General features: G+C 71.7%; 28 protein-coding genes. 17 read left to right on the forward strand and 11 right to left on the reverse strand.

Annotated features, from left to right (window positions below; all coding sequences use genetic code 11):
- Positions 1-66: 66 nt before the first annotated feature.
- From MTES_RS02260 to MTES_RS02275, 4 genes are all read left to right on the forward strand, one after another.
- Positions 67-2,106 carry a TPM domain-containing protein gene (locus MTES_RS02260; RefSeq protein WP_013583554.1) on the forward strand — a complete coding sequence of 680 codons (2,040 nt, stop codon included), beginning with the start codon at positions 67-69 and terminating at the stop codon, positions 2,104-2,106.
- A 90-nt stretch (positions 2,107-2,196) separates the two neighbouring features.
- The gene (locus MTES_RS02265) at positions 2,197-2,952 is read left to right on the forward strand and encodes a PspA/IM30 family protein (RefSeq protein WP_013583555.1); all 756 of its coding nucleotides are present in this window, start codon (positions 2,197-2,199) and stop codon (positions 2,950-2,952) included.
- Between the two features lie 65 nt (positions 2,953-3,017).
- Positions 3,018-3,830 (forward strand): arginase family protein, encoded by an 813-nt coding sequence (locus MTES_RS02270; RefSeq protein ID WP_013583556.1) that lies wholly within the window; start codon positions 3,018-3,020, stop codon positions 3,828-3,830.
- Positions 3,827-4,282 (forward strand): hypothetical protein, encoded by a 456-nt coding sequence (locus tag MTES_RS02275; protein WP_013583557.1) that lies wholly within the window; start codon positions 3,827-3,829, stop codon positions 4,280-4,282. The genes MTES_RS02270 and MTES_RS02275 overlap by 4 nt, the downstream gene beginning before the upstream one ends.
- A gap of 144 nt (positions 4,283-4,426) precedes the next feature.
- Here the strand turns inward: MTES_RS02275 and MTES_RS02280 are convergent, their stop codons facing one another.
- The 3 genes from MTES_RS02280 to MTES_RS02290 form a co-directional block, all read right to left on the reverse strand.
- Positions 4,427-4,891 carry an SIP domain-containing protein gene (locus MTES_RS02280; RefSeq protein WP_013583558.1) on the reverse strand — a complete coding sequence of 155 codons (465 nt, stop codon included), beginning with the start codon at positions 4,889-4,891 and terminating at the stop codon, positions 4,427-4,429.
- Between the two features lie 77 nt (positions 4,892-4,968).
- Entirely contained in the window at positions 4,969-5,679 is a 711-nt protein-coding gene (locus tag MTES_RS02285) for a tyrosine-protein phosphatase (protein WP_013583559.1), read from the reverse strand.
- On the reverse strand, positions 5,676-6,197 hold the full coding sequence (locus tag MTES_RS02290; RefSeq protein ID WP_013583560.1) for a carboxymuconolactone decarboxylase family protein: 522 nt from the start codon (positions 6,195-6,197) through the stop codon (positions 5,676-5,678). The genes MTES_RS02285 and MTES_RS02290 overlap by 4 nt, the downstream gene beginning before the upstream one ends.
- 105 nt (positions 6,198-6,302) lie before the next feature.
- On the opposite strand from MTES_RS02290, the gene MTES_RS02295 reads away from it, so the two are divergent.
- The 9 genes from MTES_RS02295 to MTES_RS02335 all read left to right on the forward strand — a co-directional run bounded on the left by MTES_RS02295 (position 6,303) and on the right by MTES_RS02335 (position 14,093).
- Complete coding sequence (locus MTES_RS02295) at positions 6,303-7,220, forward strand: alpha/beta fold hydrolase (RefSeq protein WP_013583561.1); 918 nt, start codon at positions 6,303-6,305, stop codon at positions 7,218-7,220.
- Positions 7,221-7,355: 135 nt separating this feature from the next.
- Entirely contained in the window at positions 7,356-8,867 is a 1,512-nt protein-coding gene (locus MTES_RS02300; RefSeq protein ID WP_013583562.1) for an ABC transporter substrate-binding protein, read from the forward strand.
- Positions 8,864-9,814 carry an ABC transporter permease gene (locus MTES_RS02305; protein WP_013583563.1) on the forward strand — a complete coding sequence of 317 codons (951 nt, stop codon included), beginning with the start codon at positions 8,864-8,866 and terminating at the stop codon, positions 9,812-9,814. Before MTES_RS02300 ends, MTES_RS02305 begins: the two co-directional genes overlap by 4 nt.
- Positions 9,811-10,680 (forward strand): ABC transporter permease, encoded by an 870-nt coding sequence (locus MTES_RS02310; protein WP_013583564.1) that lies wholly within the window; start codon positions 9,811-9,813, stop codon positions 10,678-10,680. The genes MTES_RS02305 and MTES_RS02310 overlap by 4 nt, the downstream gene beginning before the upstream one ends.
- Positions 10,677-11,543, forward strand: coding sequence for an ATP-binding cassette domain-containing protein (locus MTES_RS02315; protein ID WP_013583565.1), 867 nt, complete (start codon positions 10,677-10,679; stop codon positions 11,541-11,543). Before MTES_RS02310 ends, MTES_RS02315 begins: the two co-directional genes overlap by 4 nt.
- Positions 11,540-12,331, forward strand: coding sequence for an ATP-binding cassette domain-containing protein (locus tag MTES_RS02320; protein WP_013583566.1), 792 nt, complete (start codon positions 11,540-11,542; stop codon positions 12,329-12,331). The genes MTES_RS02315 and MTES_RS02320 overlap by 4 nt, the downstream gene beginning before the upstream one ends.
- A 5-nt stretch (positions 12,332-12,336) precedes the next feature.
- A complete protein-coding gene (locus MTES_RS02325) occupies positions 12,337-12,675 on the forward strand; it encodes a transcriptional regulator (protein ID WP_013583567.1) in 339 nt (112 codons plus the stop codon).
- A gap of 61 nt (positions 12,676-12,736) precedes the next feature.
- Positions 12,737-13,795 (forward strand): M4 family metallopeptidase, encoded by a 1,059-nt coding sequence (locus MTES_RS02330; RefSeq protein WP_013583568.1) that lies wholly within the window; start codon positions 12,737-12,739, stop codon positions 13,793-13,795.
- The gene (locus MTES_RS02335) at positions 13,782-14,093 is read left to right on the forward strand and encodes a protealysin inhibitor emfourin (RefSeq protein ID WP_013583569.1); all 312 of its coding nucleotides are present in this window, start codon (positions 13,782-13,784) and stop codon (positions 14,091-14,093) included. The genes MTES_RS02330 and MTES_RS02335 overlap by 14 nt, the downstream gene beginning before the upstream one ends.
- A gap of 144 nt (positions 14,094-14,237) precedes the next feature.
- Here the strand turns inward: MTES_RS02335 and MTES_RS02340 are convergent, their stop codons facing one another.
- Positions 14,238-14,942: a helix-turn-helix transcriptional regulator gene (locus MTES_RS02340; protein WP_043360918.1), complete on the reverse strand. Its 705-nt coding sequence runs from the start codon at positions 14,940-14,942 to the stop codon at positions 14,238-14,240.
- Positions 14,943-15,015: 73 nt separating this feature from the next.
- On the opposite strand from MTES_RS02340, the gene MTES_RS02345 reads away from it, so the two are divergent.
- Positions 15,016-15,732 carry an alpha/beta fold hydrolase gene (locus MTES_RS02345; protein ID WP_013583571.1) on the forward strand — a complete coding sequence of 239 codons (717 nt, stop codon included), beginning with the start codon at positions 15,016-15,018 and terminating at the stop codon, positions 15,730-15,732.
- Positions 15,733-15,885: 153 nt separating this feature from the next.
- On the opposite strand, the gene MTES_RS02350 is transcribed toward MTES_RS02345, so the two are convergent.
- From MTES_RS02350 to MTES_RS02360, 3 genes are all read right to left on the reverse strand, one after another.
- On the reverse strand, positions 15,886-16,497 hold the full coding sequence (locus MTES_RS02350; RefSeq protein WP_013583572.1) for a GNAT family N-acetyltransferase: 612 nt from the start codon (positions 16,495-16,497) through the stop codon (positions 15,886-15,888).
- 62 nt (positions 16,498-16,559) lie between these two features.
- Positions 16,560-17,246 carry a uracil-DNA glycosylase gene (locus MTES_RS02355; protein ID WP_013583573.1) on the reverse strand — a complete coding sequence of 229 codons (687 nt, stop codon included), beginning with the start codon at positions 17,244-17,246 and terminating at the stop codon, positions 16,560-16,562.
- Positions 17,243-17,728, reverse strand: coding sequence for a phosphoribosyltransferase (locus tag MTES_RS02360; protein ID WP_013583574.1), 486 nt, complete (start codon positions 17,726-17,728; stop codon positions 17,243-17,245). Before MTES_RS02360 ends, MTES_RS02355 begins: the two co-directional genes overlap by 4 nt.
- Positions 17,729-17,857: 129 nt before the next feature.
- Here MTES_RS02360 and MTES_RS02365 point away from each other — a divergent pair, with 129 nt between their 5' ends.
- Positions 17,858-19,357 carry an MFS transporter gene (locus MTES_RS02365; protein WP_013583575.1) on the forward strand — a complete coding sequence of 500 codons (1,500 nt, stop codon included), beginning with the start codon at positions 17,858-17,860 and terminating at the stop codon, positions 19,355-19,357.
- 12 nt (positions 19,358-19,369) lie between these two features.
- Here MTES_RS02365 and MTES_RS18315 read toward each other — a convergent pair whose 3' ends face one another.
- A complete protein-coding gene (locus MTES_RS18315) occupies positions 19,370-20,449 on the reverse strand; it encodes a hypothetical protein (protein WP_013583576.1) in 1,080 nt (359 codons plus the stop codon).
- 15 nt (positions 20,450-20,464) lie between these two features.
- Entirely contained in the window at positions 20,465-21,235 is a 771-nt protein-coding gene (locus tag MTES_RS02375) for an SDR family oxidoreductase (protein WP_013583577.1), read from the reverse strand.
- A 146-nt stretch (positions 21,236-21,381) separates the two neighbouring features.
- Between MTES_RS02375 and MTES_RS02380 the strand changes: the two genes are divergently transcribed.
- Positions 21,382-22,704: a bifunctional o-acetylhomoserine/o-acetylserine sulfhydrylase gene (locus MTES_RS02380; protein ID WP_013583578.1), complete on the forward strand. Its 1,323-nt coding sequence runs from the start codon at positions 21,382-21,384 to the stop codon at positions 22,702-22,704.
- A 176-nt stretch (positions 22,705-22,880) separates the two neighbouring features.
- Here the strand turns inward: MTES_RS02380 and MTES_RS02385 are convergent, their stop codons facing one another.
- Together MTES_RS02385 and MTES_RS02390 are read right to left on the reverse strand one after the other, a co-directional pair.
- Positions 22,881-23,579, reverse strand: coding sequence for an SDR family NAD(P)-dependent oxidoreductase (locus MTES_RS02385; protein ID WP_043360924.1), 699 nt, complete (start codon positions 23,577-23,579; stop codon positions 22,881-22,883).
- Between the two features lie 52 nt (positions 23,580-23,631).
- Entirely contained in the window at positions 23,632-24,024 is a 393-nt protein-coding gene (locus tag MTES_RS02390) for a DUF4259 domain-containing protein (RefSeq protein WP_231848131.1), read from the reverse strand.
- 79 nt (positions 24,025-24,103) lie between these two features.
- On the opposite strand from MTES_RS02390, the gene metX reads away from it, so the two are divergent.
- Entirely contained in the window at positions 24,104-25,309 is a 1,206-nt protein-coding gene (gene metX, locus MTES_RS02395; protein WP_013583582.1) for a homoserine O-acetyltransferase MetX, read from the forward strand.
- The last annotated feature ends 214 nt before the right edge of the window (positions 25,310-25,523 follow it).

Genomic DNA, 25,523 nt, shown 5'->3' on the forward strand with positions numbered 1-25,523 from the left:
CCGCTCCTACCCCGGTGTCGGAGGTCGTTTATAGAGTGGACGGGTCCGGCAGCCGAAGGGGGAGGGATGCGAAAGCCCAGTGCCGCGAAAGCGACGGTGGCTCTGCTCGTGCTGGTCGCCGGAGTGCTCGGGTGGCCGCTGTCCGCCGCGGCCGTTCCGCCACCTTCCCTGGGGTCGAGTTTCGTCCTCGATCAGGCCGACGTCCTCACCAACGCGCAAGAGGCCGAGGTGCAGTCGCGCCTCGTGCGTCTCACCACCGACACCGGCTTCGACATGTGGGTCGCGTACGTCGATGAGTTCACGCAGCCCGAGGCGGCCGAGGAGTGGGCCAACGAGACCGCGAACCGCAACAACCTCGGTCCCCACCAGTACCTGCTCGCCGTGTCGGTCACCGGTCGCGCGTACTACCTCTCGGGTGACGTCGACGACGGCGCCCTGACCTCGGCGCAGCTGGCCGACATCGAGCAGAACCTCGTGCAGCCCGCGCTCGCGAGCGGCGACTGGGCAGGCGCCGCGGTGAAGGCCGCGGACGGGCTCACCTCCGCCGAGCGCGCCGCCCCGGCGCCCTCCCCGCCGACACCCGCGGGCAGCGGTCCGGATTTCGGCCTGATCGTGCTCCTCGTGCTGCTCGCGCTGGGTATCGTCGGCAGCCTGCTGTGGTTCGGGCTGCGGCGTCGGCGCGCGGCATCCGGGGGTCCCGCAGCCGCGGTCGAGGACATCGACGACCTCGCCCGCCGCGCGGGGTCGGCGCTCGTCGCGACGGACGACGCCGTCAAGAACAGCGAGCAAGAACTCGGTTTCGCGCGCGCCCAGTTCGGCGACGAGGCGGCCGCTCCGTTCGTCGAGGTCCTGGCGCAGGCGAAGGCCGATCTGGACCGCGCCTTCACCATCTCGCAGCAGCTCGACGACGAGACGCCCGAGACCCCGGAGCAGCGTCGCGCCGGCTACACCGAGATCCTCCGCCTGTGCGCCTCCGCCGATGAGGCTCTGGATGCCAAGGCGGCGGCGTTCGAAGAGCTTCGAGCGCTCGAGGCCGAGGCTCCCGAGGCCCTCGCCCGCGTGCAGCAGCAGCACGCCGCCGCGGCGGCAGCCCTCGCGGGGGCGGACGCCGAGCTCGCTCGACTGCGCCAGCGGTACGCCGACAGCGCGCTCGCACCCGTGTCCGACAACCCCGCGCAGGCCCGGGCGCGTCTCGACCTCGCGGCGCAGCAGATCGCGGAGGCCTCGACGGCGCTCACGGCCGGGGAACGCGGTGACGCCGCTGTGGCTCTTCGGGCGAGCCAGGTGGCCGTGAGCCAGGCCGAGACCCTTGAGAAAGCGATCTCGACGCTCGCGGACGACCTGGGAGCAGCGGAGCGCCGCTCGGCCGACCTCGCGGCCGAGATCGACGGCGACATCGCCGCGGCGGGAGCGCTCCCCGACCCGGACGGGCGGATCGCGGGAGCGGTGGCTGCGGCAACCGCCCAGCGCAACGCCGCACGCGCGTCGCTCGGCGGCGAGCGGTCCGACCCGCTCTCGGCCCTCGCCACCCTCGAGCAGGCCAACACCACGATCGACACGGTGCTCGCCGCGGCCCGAGACGAGGCGGAGCGTCAGCGGCGCGCGGCCGCGCAGCTCGACAGCACCCTCGCCCAGGCGCGGGCGCAGGTTTCATCGACGGAGAGCTTCATCGCCGCGCGGCGGGGAGCGGTCGGGCCCACGGCGCGCACGCGCTTGGCCGAGGCGGGCGCCGCGCTCGTGCAGGCCGAGCAGCTGCGCGCGACCGATCCCGGCGCGGCACTCTCGCTCGCCCAGCGCGCCGCCCAGCTCTCGAGCGAGGCCGGCTCGCTCGCGCAGAACGACGTCGGGGGCTTCGGGGGCGGATCCGGTGGGGGCACCGACATGCTGGGGGCGATCCTGGGTGGCATCGCCGTCAACTCCCTCCTCGGCGGCGGGTCGCGCTCGCGCGGCGGGTTCGGCGGTGGGTTCGGCGGAAGCTTCGGGGGCGGCGGCTTCGGTGGGCGCTCCGGAGGGTCGCGGTCACGCTCCAGCGGCGGCGGTATGCGCTCGGGAGGCTCGCGCAGCAGCGGCGGCGGCCGGTCACGCCGCGGAGGCGGGCGCTTCTGATACGCCGCCGCAAGCCGCTCCCGGCCGTCACAGAAAATTCGTAGCATTCGACACCAGACTCGACATCGTCGCCTTAGGAAGGAACCCCGCATGGCCAAGCAGTCCATCTTCGGTCGCATGACGACCCTCGTCCGCGCGAACATCAACGCGCTCCTCGACCAGGCCGAGGACCCGCAGAAGATGCTGGATCAGCTCGTCCGCGACTACTCCAACTCGATCGCCGACGCCGAGTCGGCCATCGCCGAGACCATCGGCAACCTGCGCCTTCTCGAGCGCGACCACCAGGAAGACCGCCAGGCCGCCGCGGAGTGGGGCAACAAAGCCCTGGCCGCGAGCCGCAAGGGCGACGAACTGCGCTCGTCGGGCAACGTCGCCGAGGCCGACAAGTTCGACAACCTCGCCAAGATCGCCCTGCAGCGTCAGATCACCGCCGAGGGCGAGGCGAAGGCCGCCGAGCCGACGATCGCCGCGCAGACGGAGGTCGTCGACAAGCTCAAGGACGGCCTCAACGGCATGAAGAGCAAGCTCGAGCAGCTGAAGGCGAAGCGCAACGAGCTCACCGCGCGTGCCAAGGTCGCCGAGGCGCAGAACAAGGTGCACGACGCGGTCAGGTCGATCGACGTCCTCGACCCGACGAGCGAGCTCGGCCGCTTCGAAGACAAGATCCGCCGCCAGGAGGCCCTGGCCGCCGGCAAGCAGGAGCTGGCGGCGTCGAGCATCGACGCCCAGTTCAACGCGCTCGAAGACGTGGGCGAGCTGACCGAGGTCGAGGCACGCCTCGCGGCTCTCAAGGTCGGCGGTCCGCAGCGGGCCGCGATCGACGCACCCAGCCCCGACCAGGTCTGATCCGTTCCGAGAGTGCATCGCCCGGTCCGCCGGGCGGTGCACTCTCGTCTCTCCCGGAGGTACCCATGGCGCGTTTCATCGTCGCTCCGCAGTGGCAGGGCTCGTCCTCGTCGCGCGCGATGCAGCTCATCGACGGTGCCGAGGCGATCGCGGGCGACCTGCCGCGCGCCTCGACCACCGTCCTCGACGCGGTGCCCGAAGCCGGAGACGCGCAGGGAACGGGCGTGCATCGCCTCAGTGCCCTGATGCGGATGCGCGAGCGGATCGAGGACGCCGTGCGCGCCGGTGACGAGCCCGCGATCGTCATCGGGGGCGACTGCGGCGTGGCCCTCGGCTCCGTCTCCGCCGTCGCGGGCGACGACCTCGCCGTGGTGTGGATCGACGCCCACGCCGACCTCAACACCCCGGCCTCCTCCCCCAGCGGCGCGTTCCACGGCATGGTCCTGCGCGCGATCGCGGGAGAGGGCGACGACCTCCACCGCCTCGAACCCGGGATCACCCCCGGACGAATCGTGCTCGCCGGGACTCGAGCCCTGGATGCCGAGGAGCAGCGCTTCATCGAGCATCACGGCGTGCGGGTCATCGCCCCCGATGACCTGGCCGATCCCGACGTGCTGGCCGAGGCGGTCGTGGCGACGGGAGCATCCCGCGTCTACGTGCACGTCGACCTCGACGTGCTCGACCCGGCGGAGATGACAGGCGTCGCCCTTCCCGAACCGTTCGGTGCGCGCACGGCCGACGTCGTGGCATCCATCCGTCGCCTGCGCGAGCGCCTGCCGCTCGCGGGGGCGACGCTCACCGAGTTCTCTCCGTCGTCTCCCGCCGCGGCCGTCGATGACCTCGGAACGATCCTGCGCCTGATCGGGGCCCTGGCGTGAGCCCGATCCCCCGGCCTCCGGCGGGGTGGCGCGAGCGCGCGGACCGGGCCGTCGCCCGCGGACGCGCGTGGGACCGACTCATCCCCGGCTTCCTCCTCGACTCCCCAATCAGCCGCCTCGGCTACTGGTACGGCTGCACCGTCGGCTGGGTGTGGGGTTCGCTCTGGAGCACCGGGCGGATCGAGAAGCGCCACGGTCTCTGGATTTTCCGGGGGCTCCCCCGGTGGGCCTTCCCCCGCGGCGGCGTGTGCGTGGGCGGGTGCTTCCTCACCGGGGACGACCGCCCGACCGGCACCGTGCTCGGCCACGAGGCCGTGCACAAGCGGCAGTGGCAGCGCTACGGCTTCCTCATGCCGGTGCTCTACGCGCTCGCGGGCCGGGACCCGCTCCGGAACCGTTTCGAGATCGAAGCCGGCTTGGCCGAGGGCAATTACGTGCCGCGAGGGAGCTGAGAGCGGCGACGTGGCCTGCGCAACGCCTGCGACGGCAGGAGAATCCGGGAGCGGAGGACCGCTCCCTGCCTCCGGCATCAGCCCGGGAAGTCCTCCCGCCGTGACTCGCGGGCTCAGCGCGCGGCGATGACGTGCGCCGTCGGATCAGCGCGCGGTCGCGAGCCCGAAGCGCTCGGGGGTGTGGATCGCCTGGGCGTCGACGCCGTGGCGGGCCACCAGGTCATCGACGATCTCGGCGGTGCCGAGGTATCCGCCGAGGAGGAAGATGCGGGTGTCGTCGTCGTCGCAGCACAGCATCTCGCCCGCCCAGCCCGAGACGGCGCGGGCGAGGGCCTCACCCGGCGCGCAGGAGCGGCCGGTTCCGGGCGCCCCACCGCGACGCGAGCGATCGAGCCAGCTCAGCGTCATGCGCGCGGGAGCGGCGATGCGGCCGACCCAGGACGCGTCAGGGACCTCGATGAACACGCGCCCCGTCGAGCAGATGGGCAGCGTCGCGAGCAGCGTCTCGAGCTCGACGAGAGACGTCTCGTCGGCGGTCACGAGGTGCTGCACGCGGGTGTGCCGCGACGCGCGGCAGGCGGCGTCGTTGTGCTCGGAGGAGGGGGCCATGATGGCATCCACTATACCCGCGGTGAAGGGTTGCCTAACCTGAGTTCCCCCTTTGTATCCCGACGTCGAGGAATCGGTCAGTCGACGAGGACCTCGCGCAGGCGCCGCAGTTCGGCGTCACTCATCCCGTGCGCGCGGAGGTACCCGGCGGGCGAGCCGTACTCGCGGTCGAGACGCGCGAGGAGCGCGCGCATCACCGGCGCGGGTGAGAGGGTCGCGAGCGCCTCGGCGTGCACGTTCTCGGGGTGGAACGCCCGGATCGCGCGCAGCACGGCGGCATTGCGCTCCGGCGGCAGCAGGGCCTCGGTGCGGGCGTAGTCCGCGACCACCGCCTCGCGGTCGACACCGGCCGCGGCGAGCGCGATCGCCACCGTCACGCCCGTGCGGTCCTTGCCGACCGTGCAGTGCACGAGAACGGGCTGGGCGCTCAGGATGCCACGCACCACCGCCACGACCCGGTCGGCGGACTCGTCGACGATCGACGCGTACAGCTCGTCGAGGCTGACGTCGCGCGCGAAGAACGAGTCGACGGATCCGAGGAACAGCGGCTCGTGCTGCACCTCGACGGGGAGGTCGTCGAAGCGGCTCGGTGCGTGCGTCACCTCGGTCTCGTCACGCAGGTCGATCACCCGCCGGATGCCGAGAGAACGCAGCGCCTCGATTCCCGCGTCGTCGACAGCCACGAGATTGCCGGATCGGAAAAACACGCCCTCGCGGGTGCGTCCCTCCCCCGCCGGCAGACCGCCGACATCGCGGAAGTTCGCCGCGCCGGACACCAGCGAGGTCATGCGGACTCCCCGCCGTGATCGTGCGGGACCGGCTCGGTCGCGGGAGCGGGCGCCGCACTCCGCGGCGGGACCGGATACCGCCCCGCGATCGCCACCCGGTTGAAGGAGTTGATCGCGACGAGGACCCAGCTGAGGGCGACGTACTCGGCTTCGCTCAGGATGCCCCCGGCGTGGTCGTACACCTCGTCGGGGATGCCATCCTCGTGGATGAAGGTGAAGGACTCGGTGAGCTCGAGGGCGGCGCGCTCTCGCTCGTCGAACACGCCCGACTCGCGCCAGGTCGCGATCTGCGCGATCACGTCGGCGTCGAGTCCCGCCTTCACCGCCGCGTCGACGTGCACGCGGACGCAGTACGCGCACCCGTTCAGCTGAGAGGCGTGGATCTGGACGATCTCGCGCAGGCGCGCGTCGATGCCCGCCTCGGCGGCGAGCCGCCCGACCGTGCTCGAGAACGACCGCAGCGCGGCGTACGCCTCCGGTGCCTTCTTCGACAGGTGCACGCGCTTCTCCTCGCCCATGGCGACAGCCTACGGCGGCCCCGCCGTGCGGGTCCGGTATCCGCGGGCCCGGTCGTGGCGCCGCGCGGTGGCGGCGCACGGGCGCGGGGTGCGAGGCTGGATCCCATGCCCGAGGTCGACGAGTTCTCGTTCCTTCCCGCCCAAGCCGCCGACATCGGCCGGCCGACCCCGACCGTCGAGCGCGTGCAGCTCACCCTCGACGACGGACGGACCCTGAGCGGTCTGCGCTGGGGAGACGCTCCCCCGGCCGTGACGCTGCTGCACGGCGCGGGGCTGAACGCCCACACCTGGGACACGACCCTGCTGCACCTCGGCCTCCCGGCCCTCGCGCTCGATCTCCCCGGGCACGGCGACTCCTCGTGGCGCGATGATGCCGCGTACGTCGCACGCGTCCTCGCGCCCGACGTGGTCACCGCGCTCGAGGCGTGGACGACGCGTCCGCAGACGCTGGTGGGGCACTCCCTCGGCGGTCTCACGGGCGCCGCGGTCGCGGCATCCCGTCCCGACCTCGTCGAGCGCCTCGTCGTCGTCGACATCACCCCGGGGATCGACCCGAGCGGCGGCCCCGCTCAACTGCGCGCGTTCTTCGCCGGCCCCACCGACTGGGCCTCGCGCGACGAACTCGTCGAGCGTGCCCTGTCGTTCGGCCTGGGCGGCTCGCGGACCGCGGCGGAGCGCGGGGTGTTCCACAACTCGCGCGTGCGCCCGGACGGACGCGTCGAGTGGAAGCACCACTTCGCCCACCTCGCGGCAGCCGCGGTGAATGCGGGAGCGGACCCGTCGACCCCGGATGCCGTGCGCGCGGTCCTCGCGACGACGGGCTGGGATGACGTGGCTCAGGTCACCACCCCCCTCACCCTCGTCCGCGGCGAGCGCGGATTCGTCACGGCGGACGACGCCGACGAGTTCGTCCGTCGCGCTCCGGCGGCGGAGGTCCGGACGCTGGCCACGGGCCACAACGCCCAGGAGGAGGACCCCGCGGGGCTCGCTTCGCTCATCCGCGAGGTCGCGCCGCTCGGCTGACGTCGCAGCGGGCGGCGGACGTCGCACAATGTCACGAACGGCGTGGGGGGAATACCGGTGAAAGTAGGCTGTTTCCACCCCTGCACGGCATCCACAGCACTCGGATGCCCCGGCCTGCGAAAGGACATCCCCGCAATGCTGCGCCGCACCGCCCTCGCCACGAGCGCGCTCCTGATCGGAGCACTCCTGCTCACCTCGTGCACAGCCTCGAGCAACGATCCCGCCCCGAGCGGCGAAGCCGACCCGAACGCCACGCTGACCGTGCGTCTGTCGCTCGAGCCGTCGAACCTCGACATCCGTCACACGAGCGGCGCCGCGCTCGAGCAGGCCCTCATCGACAACGTGTACCAGGGCCTCGTGACCCGGGACGGCGATCAGAACAACGAGATCGTCCCCGCTCTCGCCACCGAGTGGACCGTCTCCCCCGACGGTCTGACGTACTCGTTCACCCTGCGCCAGGGCGTGACCTTCCACGACGGCAGCGCCCTCACCGCCGACGACGTCGTCACCTCGCTGCAGACCGCGAAGGACGACGCGACGATCCAGAACAGCGCCGACCTCGCGAACGTGGCATCCATCTCCTCCCCGGATGCGTCCACCGTCGTGCTGACGCTCGCGAAGCCGAACATCGACTTCCTCTTCGCCCTCACCGGTCGCGCCGGCCTGATCTTCAAGAACGGCGACACGACGGCCCTCCAGACCGCGGAGAACGGAACGGGTCCCTTCCGCGTCGAGACGTGGAACACGGGTCAGAGCCTCACGCTCTCCCGCTACGACGGCTACTGGGGCGAGAGGGCGGGCGTGGCGCAGGTCGTGCTCGACTACATCCCCGACCAGAGCGCCGCGACCAACGCCGCGGTCAGCGGCGACGTCGATGTCGCGCTCGAGATCGACCCCGAGCTGCAGAGCCAGATCGAGGGCACCGGCAACTTCACGATCGAGTCGGGCCTGACCACCGACAAGGGCATCCTCGCGTTCAACAACCAGCGCGCTCCCCTGTCCGACCAGCGCGTGCGCGAGGCCCTGCGCCTCGCGGTCGATCACAACGCCCTCGCCGAGACCCTGATCACCGCTCAGCCTCTGAACGGTCCGATCCCGCCGCTGGACCCGGGATACGAAGACCTCACCGGCAGCATCTCGTACAACCCCGACCGGGCCCGCGAGCTCCTCGCGGAGGCCGGGGCCGACAACCTGAGCCTCACGCTGACGATCCCCAACGTCTACCCCGGCACCCTGACCACGTTCCTCGTGTCGGCGTACGCCGACGTGGGCGTGAAGCTGCAGGTGAAGCAGGTCGACTTCTCGACGTGGCTGACCGACGTCTACACGAACCACGACTACGACCTGAGCTTCGTGCGTCACGTCGAGGCGCGCGACTTCGGCAACTGGGCGGACCCGACGTACTACTTCGGCTTCGACAACGCCGAGGTGCAGAGTCTGTACGCCCAGTCGCTGGCGACCACGGATGCTCAGCAGTCCTCCGACCTGCTCGCCGAGGCGGCCCAGATCGTGGACGACCAGGATGCCGCCGACTGGCTGTTCCTCTCGGCTCCGCGCGCCGCCGTCGGCACGAACGTGGCGAACTTCCCGAAGAACTCCCTCAACGTGCGTCTGCCGCTGGCGGGCGTGACGGTCGCGTCGGAGTGACCCGCTACGCGCTGACACGGCTGGGCCTGCTCGTGCTGGGCCTGGTCGTGGCCAGTGCGCTGATCTTCGTCTCGCTGAGGGTGCTCCCCGGTGACGTCGCCCAGCTCGTCGGCGGCACCCAGGCGAGCCCCGACCAGGTCGCGGCCCTGCGCGAGAGCCTGGGTCTCAACATCCCGCTGTGGCAGCAGTACGTGGAGTGGATCGGCGGCCTCTTCCGCGGCGACCTCGGTACCTCGCTGCTCACCGGCACTCCCGTCGTCACGGAGCTTGTCGCCAAAGCGCAGGTGACGCTGCCCCTCGCGGCGATGTCGCTCATCGTCGCGCTGGTCGTCGGCATCCCGTTCGGGGTGCTGTCGGCTCTCGGCCGTCGCCACGCGGGCGGAACCGCGTTGAGCGTCGGAGCGCAGGCACTCGCGGCCGTGCCGGTGGTGTGGGCGGGAATGATGCTCGTCGTCGTGTTCGCCGTCTGGCTCGGGTGGCTGCCCCCGCAGGGGTTCCCGCGCGCGGGGTGGAACGACCCGGGTGCGGCGTTCCGGGCGCTCATCCTCCCGGCCGTGACCATCGGCGTCGTCGAAGGCGCGATGCTGTTGCGGTTCGTCCGCAGCGCCACGCTCCAGGCGATCGGACAGGACTACGTCCGCACCGCCGCGGCGAAGGGCCTCACCCGCACGCGGGCGCTGCTGCGCCACGGCCTCCCCAACGTCGGCCTGTCGATCATCACCGTGCTGGGCCTGCAGATCGCGGGGATCATCGTCGGCGCGGTGGTCATCGAGCAGCTGTTCACCCTCCCGGGCGTCGGGCGCATGCTCGTGGCGGACGTGGCCGCCCGTGACCTGCCGAAGGTCCAGGGCGAGCTTCTCGCGGTGACCGGGTTCGTGCTCGTCGTCGGATTCGTGGTCGACCTGCTGCACCGTCTCATCGACCCCCGGCAGCGGGAGGCGTCGTGAGCACCCTGAAGCGCCTGTGGGGCCTCGGCACCGGCCGATTCGGCATCCTGATCGTCGTTCTGCTCGTCGTGGTCGCGATCGTGTCCTTGTTCTGGACCCCGTTCGATCCCGGCGCGGTCGACGTCCGCGCGCGCTGGGCCGACCCCTCGTGGCCGCACGTCCTCGGCACCGACAACAACGGTCGGGACATCGCGAGCCTGCTCATGGCGGGAACGCGCACGACGATCCTCGTCGCCGTGGGCGCGGGCATCGTCGCCTCGGTGCTCGGGATCGCGCTCGCAGCGCTCGGCTCGCTCACGGCGCGGTGGATCCGCGAGAGCGTGGCGGTGCTGGTGGACATCCTCATCGCCTTCCCCGTGCTGATCATCGCCATGATGATCTCGGCCGTCTGGGGCGGCTCCCTCGCCGTGGTCATCTGGGCGGTGGGGATCGGCTTCGGCGTCAACATCGCGCGCGTGACCCGGCCGGAGCTGCGTCGCGTGCTGCAGAGCGACTTCGTCCTCGCGGGCCGGGCGAGCGGGCTGACCGCGTGGCAGAACCTCACCCGACACCTGCTGCCGAACGTCGCCCCGGTGTTCATCGTGCAGTTGTCGTGGGGCATGGCCGTCGCCGTGCTGGCCGAAGCAGGACTGTCGTACCTCGGCTTCGGCGCCCCGATCACCCAGCCGTCGTGGGGCGTGCTGCTCAACGACCTCCAGGCGTACATCGCCGTTCACCCCCTGACGGTGGTGTGGCCGGGGCTCGCGATCACCCTCACCGTCCTGGCACTCAACCTCCTCGGCGACGCGCTGCGCGAGGCCGGCGACCCCACGCTCGCCGATCGCGCGCCCGCCGCCCGCACGCACGTGCCGGGGGTGGTCGCATGAGCCTGCGGGTGACCGACCTGCGCGTCGAGATCGCCGGACGCGCGGTGGTGGACGGGGTCTCGTTCGAGGTGCCCGACGGCGCCCGCGTGGGGCTGATCGGCGAGTCGGGCTCGGGCAAGTCGCTCACCGCCCTCGCGATCCTCGGGCTGCTGCCCGACGGCGCGCGCGCCACCGGGAGCGTCCGCTGGAACGAGCGCGAGATCCTGGGCCTCCCCGATCGCGAGCTCGCGGCCCTGCGCGGCGACGACATCGGAATGGTCTTCCAGGAGCCCCGGACCGCTCTCAACCCCCTCCACACGGTCGGGCGGCAGATCGGCGAATCCGTCCGGATCCACGAGGGCGTCTCGCGCCGAGAGGCCCTGTGGCGGGCGATCGCCGAGGCGGAACGGGTCGCGCTTCCCGACCCCGAGCGCATCGTGTCGCGCTACCCGCACCAGCTCTCCGGGGGTCAGCGCCAGCGCGTCGCGATCGCGATGGCTCTCGCCTGCCGGCCGCACCTGCTCATCGCCGACGAGCCCACGACGGCGCTCGACGTGACCATCCAGGCCGGCATCCTGTCGCTGCTGCGCTCCCTGGTCCAGGATGCCGGCATGTCCCTCGTCTTCATCACCCACGACCTCGCGGTCCTCGCGCAGGTCGCGACGCACGCGGTCGTCCTCGACCGCGGACGTGTCGTCGAGGAGGGCGAGGTGGGCGCCCTGCTGCGCGCACCGTCGTCCCCGATCACGCGCGCGCTCGTGCGGGACGCGACGGCGACGCTGTGGCATCCGGAGATCGCGGGGGCGGATGCCGGGACACCGGCGTTCCCCGCCGGGCCGGGGCCTTCGCACGGCGAGGCGGCGAAGGGCGAGGAGACGCCGTGACCGAGACGCTCATCCAGGCGCGCGGTCTCTCGCGCAGCTATCCCGCGCCCCGCCGGGGCTTCGGCCGCCCGGAACGCACCGTGGGGCTCGACGACGTCGATCTGTCGGTGCGCGCGGGCTCGGCGGTCGGGATCATCGGCGAGTCGGGGTCGGGCAAGTCGACGCTGGTCCGTCTGCTCCTCGGTCTCGACGTCCCCACGGCGGGCACCGTCGAGGTCGACGGTCGGGCCGTCGACGCGCGCAGTTCGGCGCGGTCGCTGCACGGGCTGCGGCGGGCGACGGGGATCGTGTTCCAGGACCCGTACGCCTCGCTCGATCCCCGCATGAGCGTCGGACGCATCGTCGGCGAGCCGCTCTGGGCCCTCGGCATCGACGGCGATCGCCGCGCGCGCGTGCGCGAGGTCCTCGAGCAGGTGGGGCTCGACGCCGACATGGCGGCCCGCTTCCCCCACGAGTTCTCCGGCGGTCAACGTCAGCGCATCGCCCTCGCGCGGGCGATCGTGCACCGCCCGCGCATCCTCGTGGGCGACGAACCGCTGTCCGCTCTCGATGTGACCGTGCGGGCGCAGATCCTCCGACTCCTCGCGCGCCTGCGGGCCGAGGAGGACCTGACGCTCGTGCTCGTCTCGCACGACATCGGCGTGGTGCAGAACGTGTGCGACCACGTCGTCGTCATGAAGGACGGCCGGGTGGTCGAACAGGGACCGACCGAGAAGGTGCTGCTGCAGCCGCAGGCGGCGTACACGCGGCAGTTGCTGGCATCCATTCCGACACTGCCTCGCGGGTAGTCGCCATGGCGAAGGATTCTCGGGAGGACGGGAGAGCCGCGTCGGTCGAACCGCGGTTCGACGAGGCGATCCACGCGCCGACGCGGCTGCGGATCTGCGCGATGCTGCGACCGCTCGCCGAGGCGGATTTCGCGGACGTCAAAGCGGCCCTCGACCTCAGCGACGCCAACCTCTCCAAGACGCTCCGCGCTCTCATCGAGCTCGGGTACGTGAGGACGACGAAGCAGTCGTCGCCCGAGCGGGCGGACGGGCGCCGGACTACGCGTCTGAGTCTGACGCCCCTCGGCCGCGACGCCTTCGACGCGCATTTCGCCGCTCTTCGAGCGATGGCGCCGGGGCCGTGAGCCGATCGTGGCTGTGGACAAGGGATGCCACGATGTCGGAGGTCGGCGCTAGCCTCGGCGCATGATCCCCGGCATCGTTCCCCCCTTCCTGCTCGATCGGCTCGCCTCGACAGACGATCCGCGTCTCGCCCGTGCGGCGGCCGCCGCGCGCAAGACCCTCGCGATGCCGCGGCCGTCGCGGCCGACGCGCCGACGGCTGCGGCTGTCGATCGACGGCGACGCGCTCGTCGCGGAGGCCGTTCCCGCCCCCGACCGGGTCATCTCCGACGCGCGGAACACCGAGAACCTGCCCGGTCGCCGCGTCCGCAGCGAAGACGAGCCTCCCTCCGGCGACAGCGCGGTCGACGAGGCCTACGAGGGGCTCGGGGCCACCTACGACTTCTTCTGGGACGCCTTCTCGCGCGACGGCATCGATGCGGCCGGCGGCTCGCTGCTGGCGACCGTGCATTTCGGCGACGACTACGACAACGCGTTCTGGAACGGCGAGCGCATGGTGTTCGGCGACGGCGACGGCGACGTGTTCGTCGGCTTCACGCGGTCGCTCAGCGTCATCGCGCACGAACTGGGGCACGGGGTGACCGAGGCCGCCGGCGGCCTCGAGTACCAGGGTCAGTCGGGCGCCCTGAACGAATCCCTGTCCGACGTCTTCGGCGCGCTCGCCGAGCAGCACCATCGCGGCGAGCGCGCCGACGAGGCGTCGTGGCTGATCGGGGCCGGGATCTTCGCCGAGGCCGTGCAGGGCGAGGCGCTGCGGTCGATGAAGGCGCCGGGCACCGCCTACGACGACGACGTGCTCGGGAAAGACCCGCAGCCCGGCCACATGCGCGACTACGTCGAGACCGACGACGACAACGGGGGCGTGCACATCAACTCGGGCATCCCCAACCGGGCGTTCTTCCTCGTCGCCACCCGGCTCGGGGGGTTCGCCTGGGAGCGCGCGGGACTCATCTGGTATCGCACGCTGACGGCGGGAACCCTCTCCCCCACCGCGGACTTCGCGGCGTTCGCACGGGCCACCCTGGTCGCCGCGGCCACCGAGTACGGTGAGGAGTCGGAGGAGGTCGCCGCCGTCCGCGCCGCGTGGGCCGGGGTCGGCGTCGAGGAGGATGCCGCAGGCTGACGACGACGAACGCTTCGCGATCCTCGTCGTGCGTTCGGGCGGTATCGCGGGCCTGTCGAAGCAGTGGCGCGCGGAGCCCGATCCCGAGCGCGCCCCGCACTGGCGCGAGCTCGTCGAGAGCTGCCCGTGGGACGCTCCTCCCGCCCCGACCGCCGGAGCCGACCGCTACCAATGGCGCATCGAGGTGCACCGCGGCGACACCGCCGTGCACCGCGCGCGGCTGAGCGATGCGCAGGTCGAGGGGCCGTGGCGCTCGCTCGTCGATGAGGTGCGCCAGGCCGCGTCGCCCGGGCGCTGAATCGCGCCCGAATTCTTGCGCCGCGACGGGGCGGGCCACACTCCTGACATCTGCGAGCGCCGCCTCGTCGCGGTGCCGGTTGTGGGCGCAGGGACGCCGAATCTCAGGAGCCCGGCCCGGCTGCGGCTCATCGGCCGAAACCTCTCACCGGGTGGACCGCACGCCGCTCACGGGGTGTGACGTCCGAGGCGGCTCCCCCACTTCCTGGACGGTGTGGCCGCTGCGCTCCTCAGCGAGGACTGTGGCTCGCTCGACCCGCTCGAGGGCGAACCACCGCATGGCCTCCCGCAGACGGCACCACCCGATGAGGAACCATCGGCCTTCCCGCGACGCGAACAGGACCGGCTCGATGTCGCGCGTGGTCGTCTGCCCCGCAGCCGTCGTGTACCTGACGCGGACGACGCGTTGGTCGGCCAGCGCCTCCTCGAGCGCCGACCGCACCGCCCGTGACGCGGACACCGGAGCATCGACCCACACGCGCGCGGCGAGCTCTTCGGCCCGAGCCCGTGTCCGGGGATCGACGACGTCGAGGATCTTCGCCACCCCCGCCCGCGCCAGATCGTTGTACGGCGCGTCGGGATTCGCCGCGACCGCCGCCAGGAGGGCGACCGCCTGCGCGGACGACAGGGTGACCGGGGGGAGGGATGAGCCCACGGCGAGTCCATAGCCGCCACCCGGGCCGGGACGCGACCAGATCGGCGTCCCGCTGCGCTCGAGCGCCGCCAGGTCACGTTTGACCGTACGGACCGAGACGGAGAATTCGCGCGCCATCCTCTCCGCCGAGCACCCGCGGGCGCCGTGACGACGGAGCATCTCCGTCAGCGCGTGCAGGCGCTCCGCGCGCTTCACGGGAGAGAAACCCGAACATTCATGACAAAAATAGTGACATACCGTTGCTCGCGCCCTGGTCGATTCTGGGGCAATGAACATCACCACCGGCACCCCGCCCCTCATCTTCCTTGCCGGCCACTGGCTCGGCGCGTGGGCGTGGGACGACCTCCTCGCCCACCTTCCCTCCACCCGTACCATCGCCCTGACGCTGCCGGGTCTGGACCCCGACGATCCCGACCGTACGAGCAGGGCGGTCGACGACCAGGCCGCCGCGATCATCGATCTCCTCGCGCGTCTCGACTCGCCGGCGGTCGTCGTCGCGCACAGCGGCGCCAACGCTCCCCTGAGCGTCGTGCTGGATCGGCATCCGCAACTCGTCCGCCGCGTCGTCTGGGTCGACTCGGGGCCCTGGAACGGAAGGGCTTTCGCGCCCGAACTGCCGGTAGACGTGAGAGAGCTGGCCCTTCCGCCGTTCGACGTCCTCGCTCAGCAGGCCAGCCTCGCGGGGCTGACCCCCGACCTGCTCGAACGGTTCCGCGCTCGCGCCGTTGCCGAGCCGGCCCCCGTCCTGCGGCAGGCCGTGGAGCTGACGAACGACTTGCGTCACGATGTTCCGACGACCCTCGTGTGCTGCTCGCTCCCGAGCGCACAGGTGCACGAGCTCGCGGACGCCGGCCACCCGATGTTCGCTGACGTCGCCCGGCTCACGCGCGTCGAGAGCGTGGACCTCCCCACCGGACACTGGCCGATGTGGAGTCGCCCGAGCGACCTGGCCGCGGTGATCCTCGCGGCCGCACGTCAGGACTGACGAAGCGGGCGAAACTCCTGAGGAACCGGACGTCCAGCGTCGCAAGAGCGCCGCTCATGGCATCCGGGACCGATAACTCAGGAGTTTCGCCCGCCGCGCGCGGCATTCGGACATCGGAGCGCGGGCTCGGGCCCTCGGCCTCCGAGCGGCGCATCAGCCGAACAGCTTCCGCTTCTTCTTCTTCGATGGGATGCTCTTCTGCAGGTAGACGACGCCGAGCCAGCGGCCGAACTTGAAGCCGACGCGGCCCATGCGGCCCACCTCGGTGAAACCGAGCTTCTCGTGCAGGGCGATGGACGCGTCGGCGCCCTTGTCGCTGATCGCGGCGACCATCTCGCGGATGCCGAGATCCTGGCACGCGGCGATGAGTGCCTCGAGAAGCGCGCGGCCGAGGCCCTTCCCCGCGGCCGCCTGGCCGAGGTAGATCGAGTTCTCCACGGTGTAGCGGTACGCCGACTTCGACTGCCACGGCTGCACGAGGGCGTAGCCGAGGACCTGTCCGCTCGGCGACTCCGCGACGAGGAACGGGAGTCCCAGCCGCTTCAGCGTGGCGAACTTGTCGCGCCACTTCGCGATCGACCAGGCCTTCTCGTCGAAGGTCACGACGGAGTTGCGCACGTAGTAGTTGTAGATCTCGCGGATGTCGGGGATGTCCGCCTCGGTCGCGGGACGGATCTCGTACGAGAACGGCCGCTCCGGCTCGGGCGCACGACGCAGGTGCGCGGGCAGACGCCGACGGCTCTTCTCGTACTCTTCTTCCAGCACGCTCGCCACTCTACGCACGAGGGTGTTTCCCCCGGGTGTCCCCGGGCCGTGCGGCGACGACCTCAGGACGGAAGACGCCAGTCCACGGGCGGGGCGCCCTGCTCCTCGAGGAGCGCATTGACGCGCGAGAACGGCTTCGAGCCGAAGAACCCGCGGCTCGCCGACAGCGGCGACGGGTGCGGCGACGACACGATCGCGGTGTCGCCGAGCAACGGCGCCAGGTTCATGGCATCCCGACCCCACAGCACGGCCACGAGCGGCGCCTCACGAGCGGCCAGGGTGTGGATCGCATGTTCGGTGACGCGTTCCCATCCCCACCCGCGGTGGGATGCCGGGGCCCCGGGCGCCACGGTGAGCACCCTGTTCAGCAGCATCACGCCCTGCGCCGACCACGCCGAGAGGTCGCCGTGCGGGGCGGGGGCGATGCCGAGGTCGTCGGAGAGCTCCCGGTAGATGTTCGACAGGCTCCGCGGCAGCGGGCGCACGTGCGGGTCGACGGCGAACGACAGCCCGATCGGGTGACCCGGGGTCGGGTAGGGGTCCTGACCGACGATCAACACGCGCACCGCGTCGAGAGGGGTGCGGAACGCGCGCAACACGAGGTCTCCGGCCGGCAGGTACGGCTTCCCCTCACTGCGCAACCGCTCGCCGACCGCGGCGATGTCCGCGGCCACCGGAGCCAACGGCTCGACCCAGGAACGGTCGATCAGCCCGGCGTCCGCGAGTTCGGCGAGGGACTTCGCCGTCACGCCGCGTCTTCCTCGTGCACCGATCCCTGGAACGACCAGGGGAAGTCGATCCACAGGTCGGTGTTCTTCCACGAGTAGTCGGGCGTGATGATCGTGGAGGGCTTCGTGTAGATCACGGCCGAGCGCGCCTCGGCTCCGTGCCGGTCCAGGAGCTTCACGGCGAGGTCGAGCGTGCGGCCGCTGTCGGCGACATCGTCGACGAGGAGCACCCGGCGCCCGCTCAGGTACGACAGGTCCAGGGCCGGAGGCAGCACCTCGGGGGCGTCGAGCACCGTGCCCACGCCGGTGTAGAACTCCACGTTGAGCGCGCCGCAGTTCTTGACGCCGAGGCCGTAGGCGATCGCGCCGCCGGGCAGCAGTCCGCCGCGGGCGATGGCGACGACGACCTCGGGATGGAACCCGTCGGCCACGATCGCTCGCGAGATGTCGCGGGTCGCCGCGCCGAAATCGTCCCAGGTCAACCGCTCGCGCTCGTCCGTCACACCGGACTCCTCTCTCGACTGCCTTCAACCCTAGGGCGTCGGCGTCGCGGCCCCTCCGCGCGGAGTCCCCCTCGGGCGCGCAGAGGCAGGATCCCGGATGCCACGCCCCCGCGGTGCTATCGTCGCGCCATGTCGCGCGTCTCCGGCGCGGTCGGTCGGGTGCGTTCGTCGGCACTCGGGGTGACCGCGGGTCTCATCGGCTGGTTCGTCGTGGTGGAGCTCGTCAGCGGCATCCTGCAGGGGTTCTACGTGCCCCTGCTGCCCGACATCGTCGTGCACCTCGGGATCCGCGATGCCGACGTCAACTGGTTCGAGGCCGCTCAACTGTTGCTGTCGGCGCTCGTGCTGCCGGTGCTGGCCAAGCTCGGCGACATGTTCGGCCACAAGCGGATCCTGCTCCTCTCGGCGCTCGCGACGGCGGCGGCCAGCTGGTGGCTCGTCTTCGCCGACTCGTTCACCTCGTTCCTGCTCGCGTGGGCGCTGCAGGGGTTCTACGTGGTGTGGCTTCCGCTGGAGATCGCCCTCATCTTCGACCGGGGTCGCCGTCTGCAGCGAGGGGTCTCGCGCACGCGCAGCGCCGCCGGATTGCTCGTCGTCGGTCTGCAGGCCGGGGCGATCATCGGAGCCCTCGCCGCGGGACGCCTGTTCGCCGCGACCGGCGGGAACCTCCGGCTCGCGCTCATGGTCCCCGCGGTGGCGGTCACCCTCGTCTCCCTCGTCATCTGGCTGGGCGTGCCCGAGTCCGAGCGCTCCCCCGATGCGCGGCGTCTCGACGTGGGCGGCTTCGCGATCCTCGCGGGCGCTCTGCTCTGCGTGACGGGGGCGCTGTCGTTCGTGCGGCTTCCCGAAGGCCCCGGTCCGCTCGCGATCACGGCCCTGCTCGTCGCGGGGGTCGCCCTCCTCGTGGTCTTCGTGTGGTTCGAGCTGCGCCAGAGCGACCCGGCGGTCGACATCCGCGTGCTCCGCCGCCCCGAGATGTGGCCCGTGCAGACCACCGCCTTCCTCGTCGGCATCAGCCTCCTCGGTGCCCAGGGGCCGCTCGCGACCTACGCCGGCACAGACCGCGCGCTCGGATATGGGCTGGGATTGGATGCCACCGACCGGTCCAACGTGATCGGTGTCTACCTCGTGTCGCTCATCGTGGGAGCGGTGCTGTTCGCCGTGACCTCGCGCCGCGCGAGTCCCCGCGCGGTGCTCATCGGTGCGGCCGTCCTCGTGGGCGCCGGCTACGCCCTCCTCCTGCCCCTCCACGTCGAGCTGTGGCAGGTGCTGCTGTGCCTTGCGATCGCCGGTCTCGGATCGGGAGCGCTCGTCGCGGCGATGCCCGCGGCCGCCGCGGCCGCCGCTCCGCGCGGGCAGACGGGCGTGGCATCCGCTCTCACCAACACCACGAAGACCGTGGGCGGCACGATGTCGTCCGCGGTGTTCGGCGTGGTGCTGGCCGCGGGGGCGGGATCGGCGGTGGCGGCGACGGCGGCACCGCTCGCCGGTTACCTGACCGTCTGGGCGATCTGCGCGGCGGGCGGCTTCGCGGCGGCGGTTCTGCTGCTCTTCGTGCCCAAGGTCGCGTTCGCCGATCGGGCTGAGGCCGAGGTGGACGCGCAGGCGGCGCGCGGCGAGGTGAGCTGACTCTCCCTCCGCTTACGGGCGTCCGAGGAGGAAGAATCCCACGGTGAGGACCGCGACGAGGGCGAACGACACCCACGCCGCAAGCCCCCACGACGTCCGCAGGCGACGACCCGCCGGCGCGACCTGCGCCAGATCGAGCCGGGTCTCGTCGACGGCGGGGTCGTCTCGCAGCTGGGTCTCGCGCCAGCGCTCCCACTGCTCGAGTTTCGTCGCGAAGACATCCGCGGTGCGCATCACTTCGGCCCATCGCGCGGGATCGGTCGTGACGACGTCGCGCGGGTGCACGAGGATGAGCAGGTCGTCGACGATCTCGATGTCCCATCCACCGGCGTCGTCGATCGCCTGCGCCATGACGTCGGGCGTGAAGAGGTAGAGAGCATCCGCCTCGTATCCCTCGGGGCAGTACAGGTCGAAGTGCTCGTCGAAGTCTCCCTCGAGCGAGAGCCGCTGCCCGGAATCGGGAACGGCCGCCACCGCGAATGCCCGGGTTCCGCGCCGAGTGGCGCGCACGATGATGTGCGGCAACGGGCGTCGGAGGCCGATCTTGATCCATCCGCCCACCGGTGGGTAGGTGAACCGGCGCGTGGCGTTGCGGATCTCGTAGTCCGCCCACTCGACCGTTCGCCCGTCGGCGTTCTCGCGCGTCATCGCGCGGGCGACGGTGTGCCCCGTGATGCTCCACCAGGCGCGCATGGTTCCCGACCGCGGCCCCGGGACGTACTCGAGCCCGTTGTCGTCGGCGAAACGGGCAAGCGCCCAGTGTTCGCGGGGGCGCGTGCGTCGCTTGCCGGTGCGGACGATGCCCCACACGCTGAAGACGAGCACCCCGAGGAACAGGAACACGAAAAGGAACATAGGTCGAACCTCGTCGGAGCCGCCCTGGCGCATCTCCGCCGCGATGTTCGCCCACATCCCCAGGGCACCGACCGTCGAGGTGATCAGGAGGAAGGTGAAGACAGCCCGCCGCCCCCGCCTCTCGGAATCGCGGACGCGCGGATACTCCTGACGGAATCGCGCCCAGAACCGCCGAAGCTCGGCGCGGCTCGGGTGGGCGCGCAGCGCCTCCACGTCGAGCGTCGTCGATGCGGTCATACCGGCAGGATCGGCTCAGCGGGTCCGCAGGGGGCCGCGTGCCAGCAGATGCTGGGCGGACTGCGCGACGGGGCGCACCGTCACGAGGTCGAGGTTCACGTGCCCCGGCGCATCGAGCGCGTACGCGATGACGTCGGCGACGTCGTCGGCCACGAGCGGAGCCTCGACGCCCTCGTAGAGCTTGTCGGCGGCATCCTGATCTCCGCCCAGGCGGTTAAGGGTGAACTCCTCGGTGCGGACCATGCCCGGCGCGATCTCGATCACCCGCAGGGGCTCCCCGTTCAGCTCCTGACGCAGCGCGTGCACGAGCATCGCCTCGCCCGCCTTCGCGGCGTTGTACCCGCCGCCGCCCGGGTAGGCGGTCTGCGCGGCGGTGGAGGTGACGAAGAGCAGGTCGGCGTGACCGGACGCGCCGGCCGCGCGGCGCAGCGACGGCAGGAGGGATGCCACCAAGCGCTGGGACGCGAGCACGTTCGCCTCGAACATCCAGCGCCAGTCCTCGGGATCGCCGTCTTCGACGCGATCGCTCCCGCGCGCTCCCCCGGCCACCTGAACGAGCGCGTCGACTCCTCCGGTCTCGTCGAGCCACGCCGTGAGCGCCGCGACATCGTCGGCGTCGGTCAGGTCGGCCGCGCGGGCCACGACCCCGGTCTCGCTCTCCAGAGCCGCGAGTCGGTCGGCGCGGCGGGCGACTCCCACGACGTCCCACCCCCGTGAGCGCAGGAGACGTGCGGTCGCCTCCCCGATACCCGAACTGGCCCCGGTCACCACTGCGCGTCGCGTCATGGCATCCACGCTATCGGTCCCCGCCGACACCGGATCGGGAGAGGTGTTACGGCCCGTGTCCGCGGCGGTTGTCGGTGTCGGACGCTGTCCCTACGCTCGCAGGAGGCCACGGCGACCGCCTCGGCCCCCAGACCAGAGGAGCAGCCATGTCGGCACCCGAGAACTGGCGTTTCGAGACCAAGCAGATCCACACGGGCGCCCAGCCCGACCCGGTGACGAAGGCCCGCGCCACCCCGATCTACCAGACCACGTCGTACGTCTTCGACAACGCCGATCACGCCGCGAACCTCTTCGCGCTGGCCGAGTTCGGCAACATCTACACGCGCATCCAGAACCCCACGCAGGACGTCGTCGAGCAGCGCGTCGCGGGCCTCGAGGGCGGCACCGGCGCCCTCCTCGTCGCCAGCGGCCAGGCGGCCGAGACGTTCGCGGTGCTCAACATCGCGCAGGCGGGCGACCACATCGTGTCGTCGAGCTCGATCTACGGCGGCACGTACAACCTCTTCAAGTACACCCTCGCCAAGCTCGGCATCGAGACGACCTTCGTCGAGAACCAGGACGACCCCGAGGAGTGGCGCGCCGCGGTCCGGCCGAACACGAAGCTGTTCTTCGCCGAGACCATCGGCAACCCCAAGATCAACGTGCTCGACATCCGCTCGGTGGCCGACATCGCGCACGAGGCCGGCGTGCCGCTCATCGTCGACAACACGATCGCGACGCCGTACCTCATCCGCCCGTTCGAGCACGGCGCCGACATCATCGTGCACTCGGCCACGAAGTTCCTCGGCGGTCACGGCACCACCATCGGCGGTGTCATCGTCGACGGCGGCACCTTCGCCTGGTCCGAGCACTCCGACCGTTTCCCGGGCCTGACCACCCCCGACCCCTCGTACCACGGGGCCGTCTACACCCAGGCGGTCGGTGACGGCCTGGCCTACATCATCAAGGCGCGCGTGCAGCTGCTGCGCGACCTGGGCGCCTCCATCTCCCCGCAGAGCGCATGGCAGCTCATCCAGGGCATCGAGACCCTGTCGCTGCGCGTCGAGCGCCACGTGCAGAACGCTCAGGAGATCGCGGAGTGGCTCGAGTCGCACCCCGACGTCGCGAGCGTGAACTACTCGGGCCTGCCCACCTCGCCCTGGTACGCCGCGGCCAACAACTACGCCCCCAAGGGCGTCGGTGCGGTGCTGTCGTTCGAGCTCAAGGGCGGCGTCGAGGCCGGCCGCGAGTTCGTGAACTCGCTCAGCCTGTTCAGCCACCTCGCCAACATCGGCGACGTGCGCTCGCTCGTCATCCACCCGGCCTCGACCACGCACTCGCAGCTCACCCCCGAGCAGCAGCTGACCGCCGGAGTGACCCCGGGCCTCGTGCGCCTGTCCGTGGGCCTCGAGAACATCGCCGACCTCAAGGCCGACCTCGACCAGGCTCTCGCCGCCGCGCGCCGCCTGTCCGAGGCCGCTCGCGCCTGAGTTCACTCGCGGGAGACGCCCCGATCCGGCTTCGGCCGGGTCGGGGCGTCGTCGCATGCGCCGCCGAGTCCCGGCCGCGGAGCACCCCGGTGACGGTCGGAGGGCGAGGGATGCCGGGAGGATCCACGTCGGGGAATGCTCCTCCCTTCATCCCTGGCCCTCCCCGGGTCACGGCGTCACACCTTCTGCCGCGGCCGCAGGCTCCCGAGACCCCCGTCGACGCCGAGCACCTGACCGGTCACCCACGCGTTGTCAGGCGACAGCAGGAACTCCACGGCTCGCGCGACGTCATCCGGCTCACCGAGACGACCCAGCGGATGCATGGCCTCCGAGACCTTCCGCGACAGGTCGCTCGCGGTGAGTTTCTCGGTCAGCCGCGTCTGGACGAGTCCCGGGGCGACCGCGTTCACGCGGAGACCGTGCGCCGCATAGCTCGCCGCGGCCGAGAGCGTGAGCCCGATCACCCCCGCCTTCGCCACCGCGATCGCGTCGTGATTCGGAAGACCCGCGAGGGCCGCGGCTGACGACACGAGCACCACCGAGCCCCCGTCACGCATGTGCGAGCCCGCCGCGCGCACCGCCGCGAACGCCGTCGTGAGCGATGCGGCGATCAGCCCGTCGTACTGCTCGCGCGACGTCAGATGTGCCGGCTTGAGGAGCATCGACCCCGCGAACACCGCGATGCCGTCGAGCTCGCCCGCCTCGCGCACCACCCGGTCGACGGCGTCGAAGTCGGTGGCATCCAGAACGGCATCCGGCTCGATGACCGAGGAGTCCCGGGCCGTGGTCAGGACACGGTGTCCCGCATCGCGGAGTCGCGTCGTGGTCGCACGCCCGATGTCGCTGGAGGCCGCGATGAGGAGGAAGGTCGCCATGCGGCGATCATGGCCCCACCCGACATCGGCGAGCGGGGGCTGGACAACCTCGTCAGCCGGTGGTGAGCGCCGCGCGCAGCTTCTCGTTCTCGGCGAGCCAGTCGGGGTCGCCCTCCCACAGATCGGCGAGTTCGCCCTCGTCGGACGCCGCGACGGCGAGCGCCGACACGGCGAGGGCCACGAGCTCGGGAGACGGCGGCGACACCCGCGCCACGAAGGCCTCCACGCTCTCGGCCGAGTCCGCCACCCGCCCCAGGCCCCGCGCCACGACCTCCGCTGCAGCGATCGCCAGCACCGCGTCATCGGAGTCGAGCTCCGACGGGGCCGCCTCTGCCGCGACACGCAGGGCGTCGCTCACGACACCCCAGTCCTTCGCCTCATCGAGCTCGTACGCCCAATCGGCGGCACTGTCGTTTCCGAACGGTTCTGCGCTCCACGTACCCATACGCGGCATGGTAGACCGCGCCTCCGACATCGCCGTAACAGTCCGGTGAAGCCCCACCGGACCGGAGAGAATGGATGCCATGGACTGGCAGATCTCCGAAGACACGGTGCCGTCGGCGCCGATCACGGAGGCCGACGCCCGCTCCCTCCTCGGCCGGCCTCCGGCCACCGGCGCCTGGCGCGACGGAGACCCGGCGGGCGAGCGCCGCTTCGCGACCTTCGGGGCGTTCGCGACCGAGAACGGCGAGTCCCTCCCCGGATTCCGCCTCGCCTACGAGTCGTGGGGAGAGCTGTCCCCCGCGCGCGACAACGCCGTCCTGATCCTGCACGCGCTGACCGGCGACAGCCACGTCCGCGGCGCCGCGGGTCCGGGCCACCCCACCGCGGGCTGGTGGAGCGACCTCGTCGGCCCCGGCGCGGCGATCGACACCGATCGCTGGTTCGTGGTCGCCCCCAACATGCTCGGCGGATGCCAGGGCTCCACCGGCCCCGCCAGCATCGCGCCGGACGGGTACGAGTGGGCCTCGCGCTTCCCGTACCTGACCATCCGCGACCAGGTCCGCGCGCAGGCACAGCTGGCCGACGCGCTCGGGATCGACCGGTGGGCCGCGGTGATCGGCGGCTCGATGGGCGGCATGCACGCCCTCGAGTGGACGGTCGGACACCCCGACCGCGTGGAGCGCGCCGCGATCCTGTCGGCTCCGCCCATCACGACCGCCGACCAGATCGCGCTGAACTCGGTGCAGCTCGACACGATCCGGATGGACCCGCGCTTCGCCGGCGGCGAGTACTACGACTCCGGCGACGGGGACGGCCCGCACCGCGGGCTCGCGCTCGCCCGCCGCATGGCTCTGCTGAACTACCGCAGCCCCACCGAGCTCAACCAGCGTTTCCAGCGGTCCTGGCAGTCGGGCGTGAGCCCGCTCGGGCGCGGCGGACGGTTCGCGGTCGAGTCGTACCTCGACTTCCACGGCAACAAGTTCACGCGCCGCTTCGACGCCAACAGCTACCTCACGCTCGTCGAGGCGATGAACTCGCACGACGTCGGTCGTGACCGCGACGGCGTCGAAGACGCGCTGCGCCGGGTGACCGCGACCACGCTCGTCCTCGGAATCGACAGCGACCGCCTGTTCCCGATCGACGGACAGCACCGCATCGCCCGCGGCATCCCGAACACCCTCGACGGCGACGAGGCGGTGGTCCTCGCGAGCGACTTCGGCCACGACGGCTTCCTCATCGAGACCGCCGCCGTCGCCACGCATCTGCGTCGACTGTTCGCGGCCTGACGGGTGCGGATGCGGGGGGGCCGGCATCCGTCGTTTTCCCGGTTCGCGTTGCCGGGCGCGCCCGCTGGCGCGCGCTGAGCGTCGAGTGTCCAGAACACCCGGACGAAACCTCAGGGATCCGGGTGTTGTGGACACGCGCCCCCGCCGCGCGCGTCGCGCACCTCAGACTCGGAGCGCAGGCGATCGGGAGACGCCGCGCACCCACGAGCACGTT

The sequence above is a fragment of the Microbacterium testaceum StLB037 genome (genome assembly GCF_000202635.1).
Lineage (GTDB): Bacteria > Actinomycetota > Actinomycetes > Actinomycetales > Microbacteriaceae > Microbacterium > Microbacterium testaceum_F.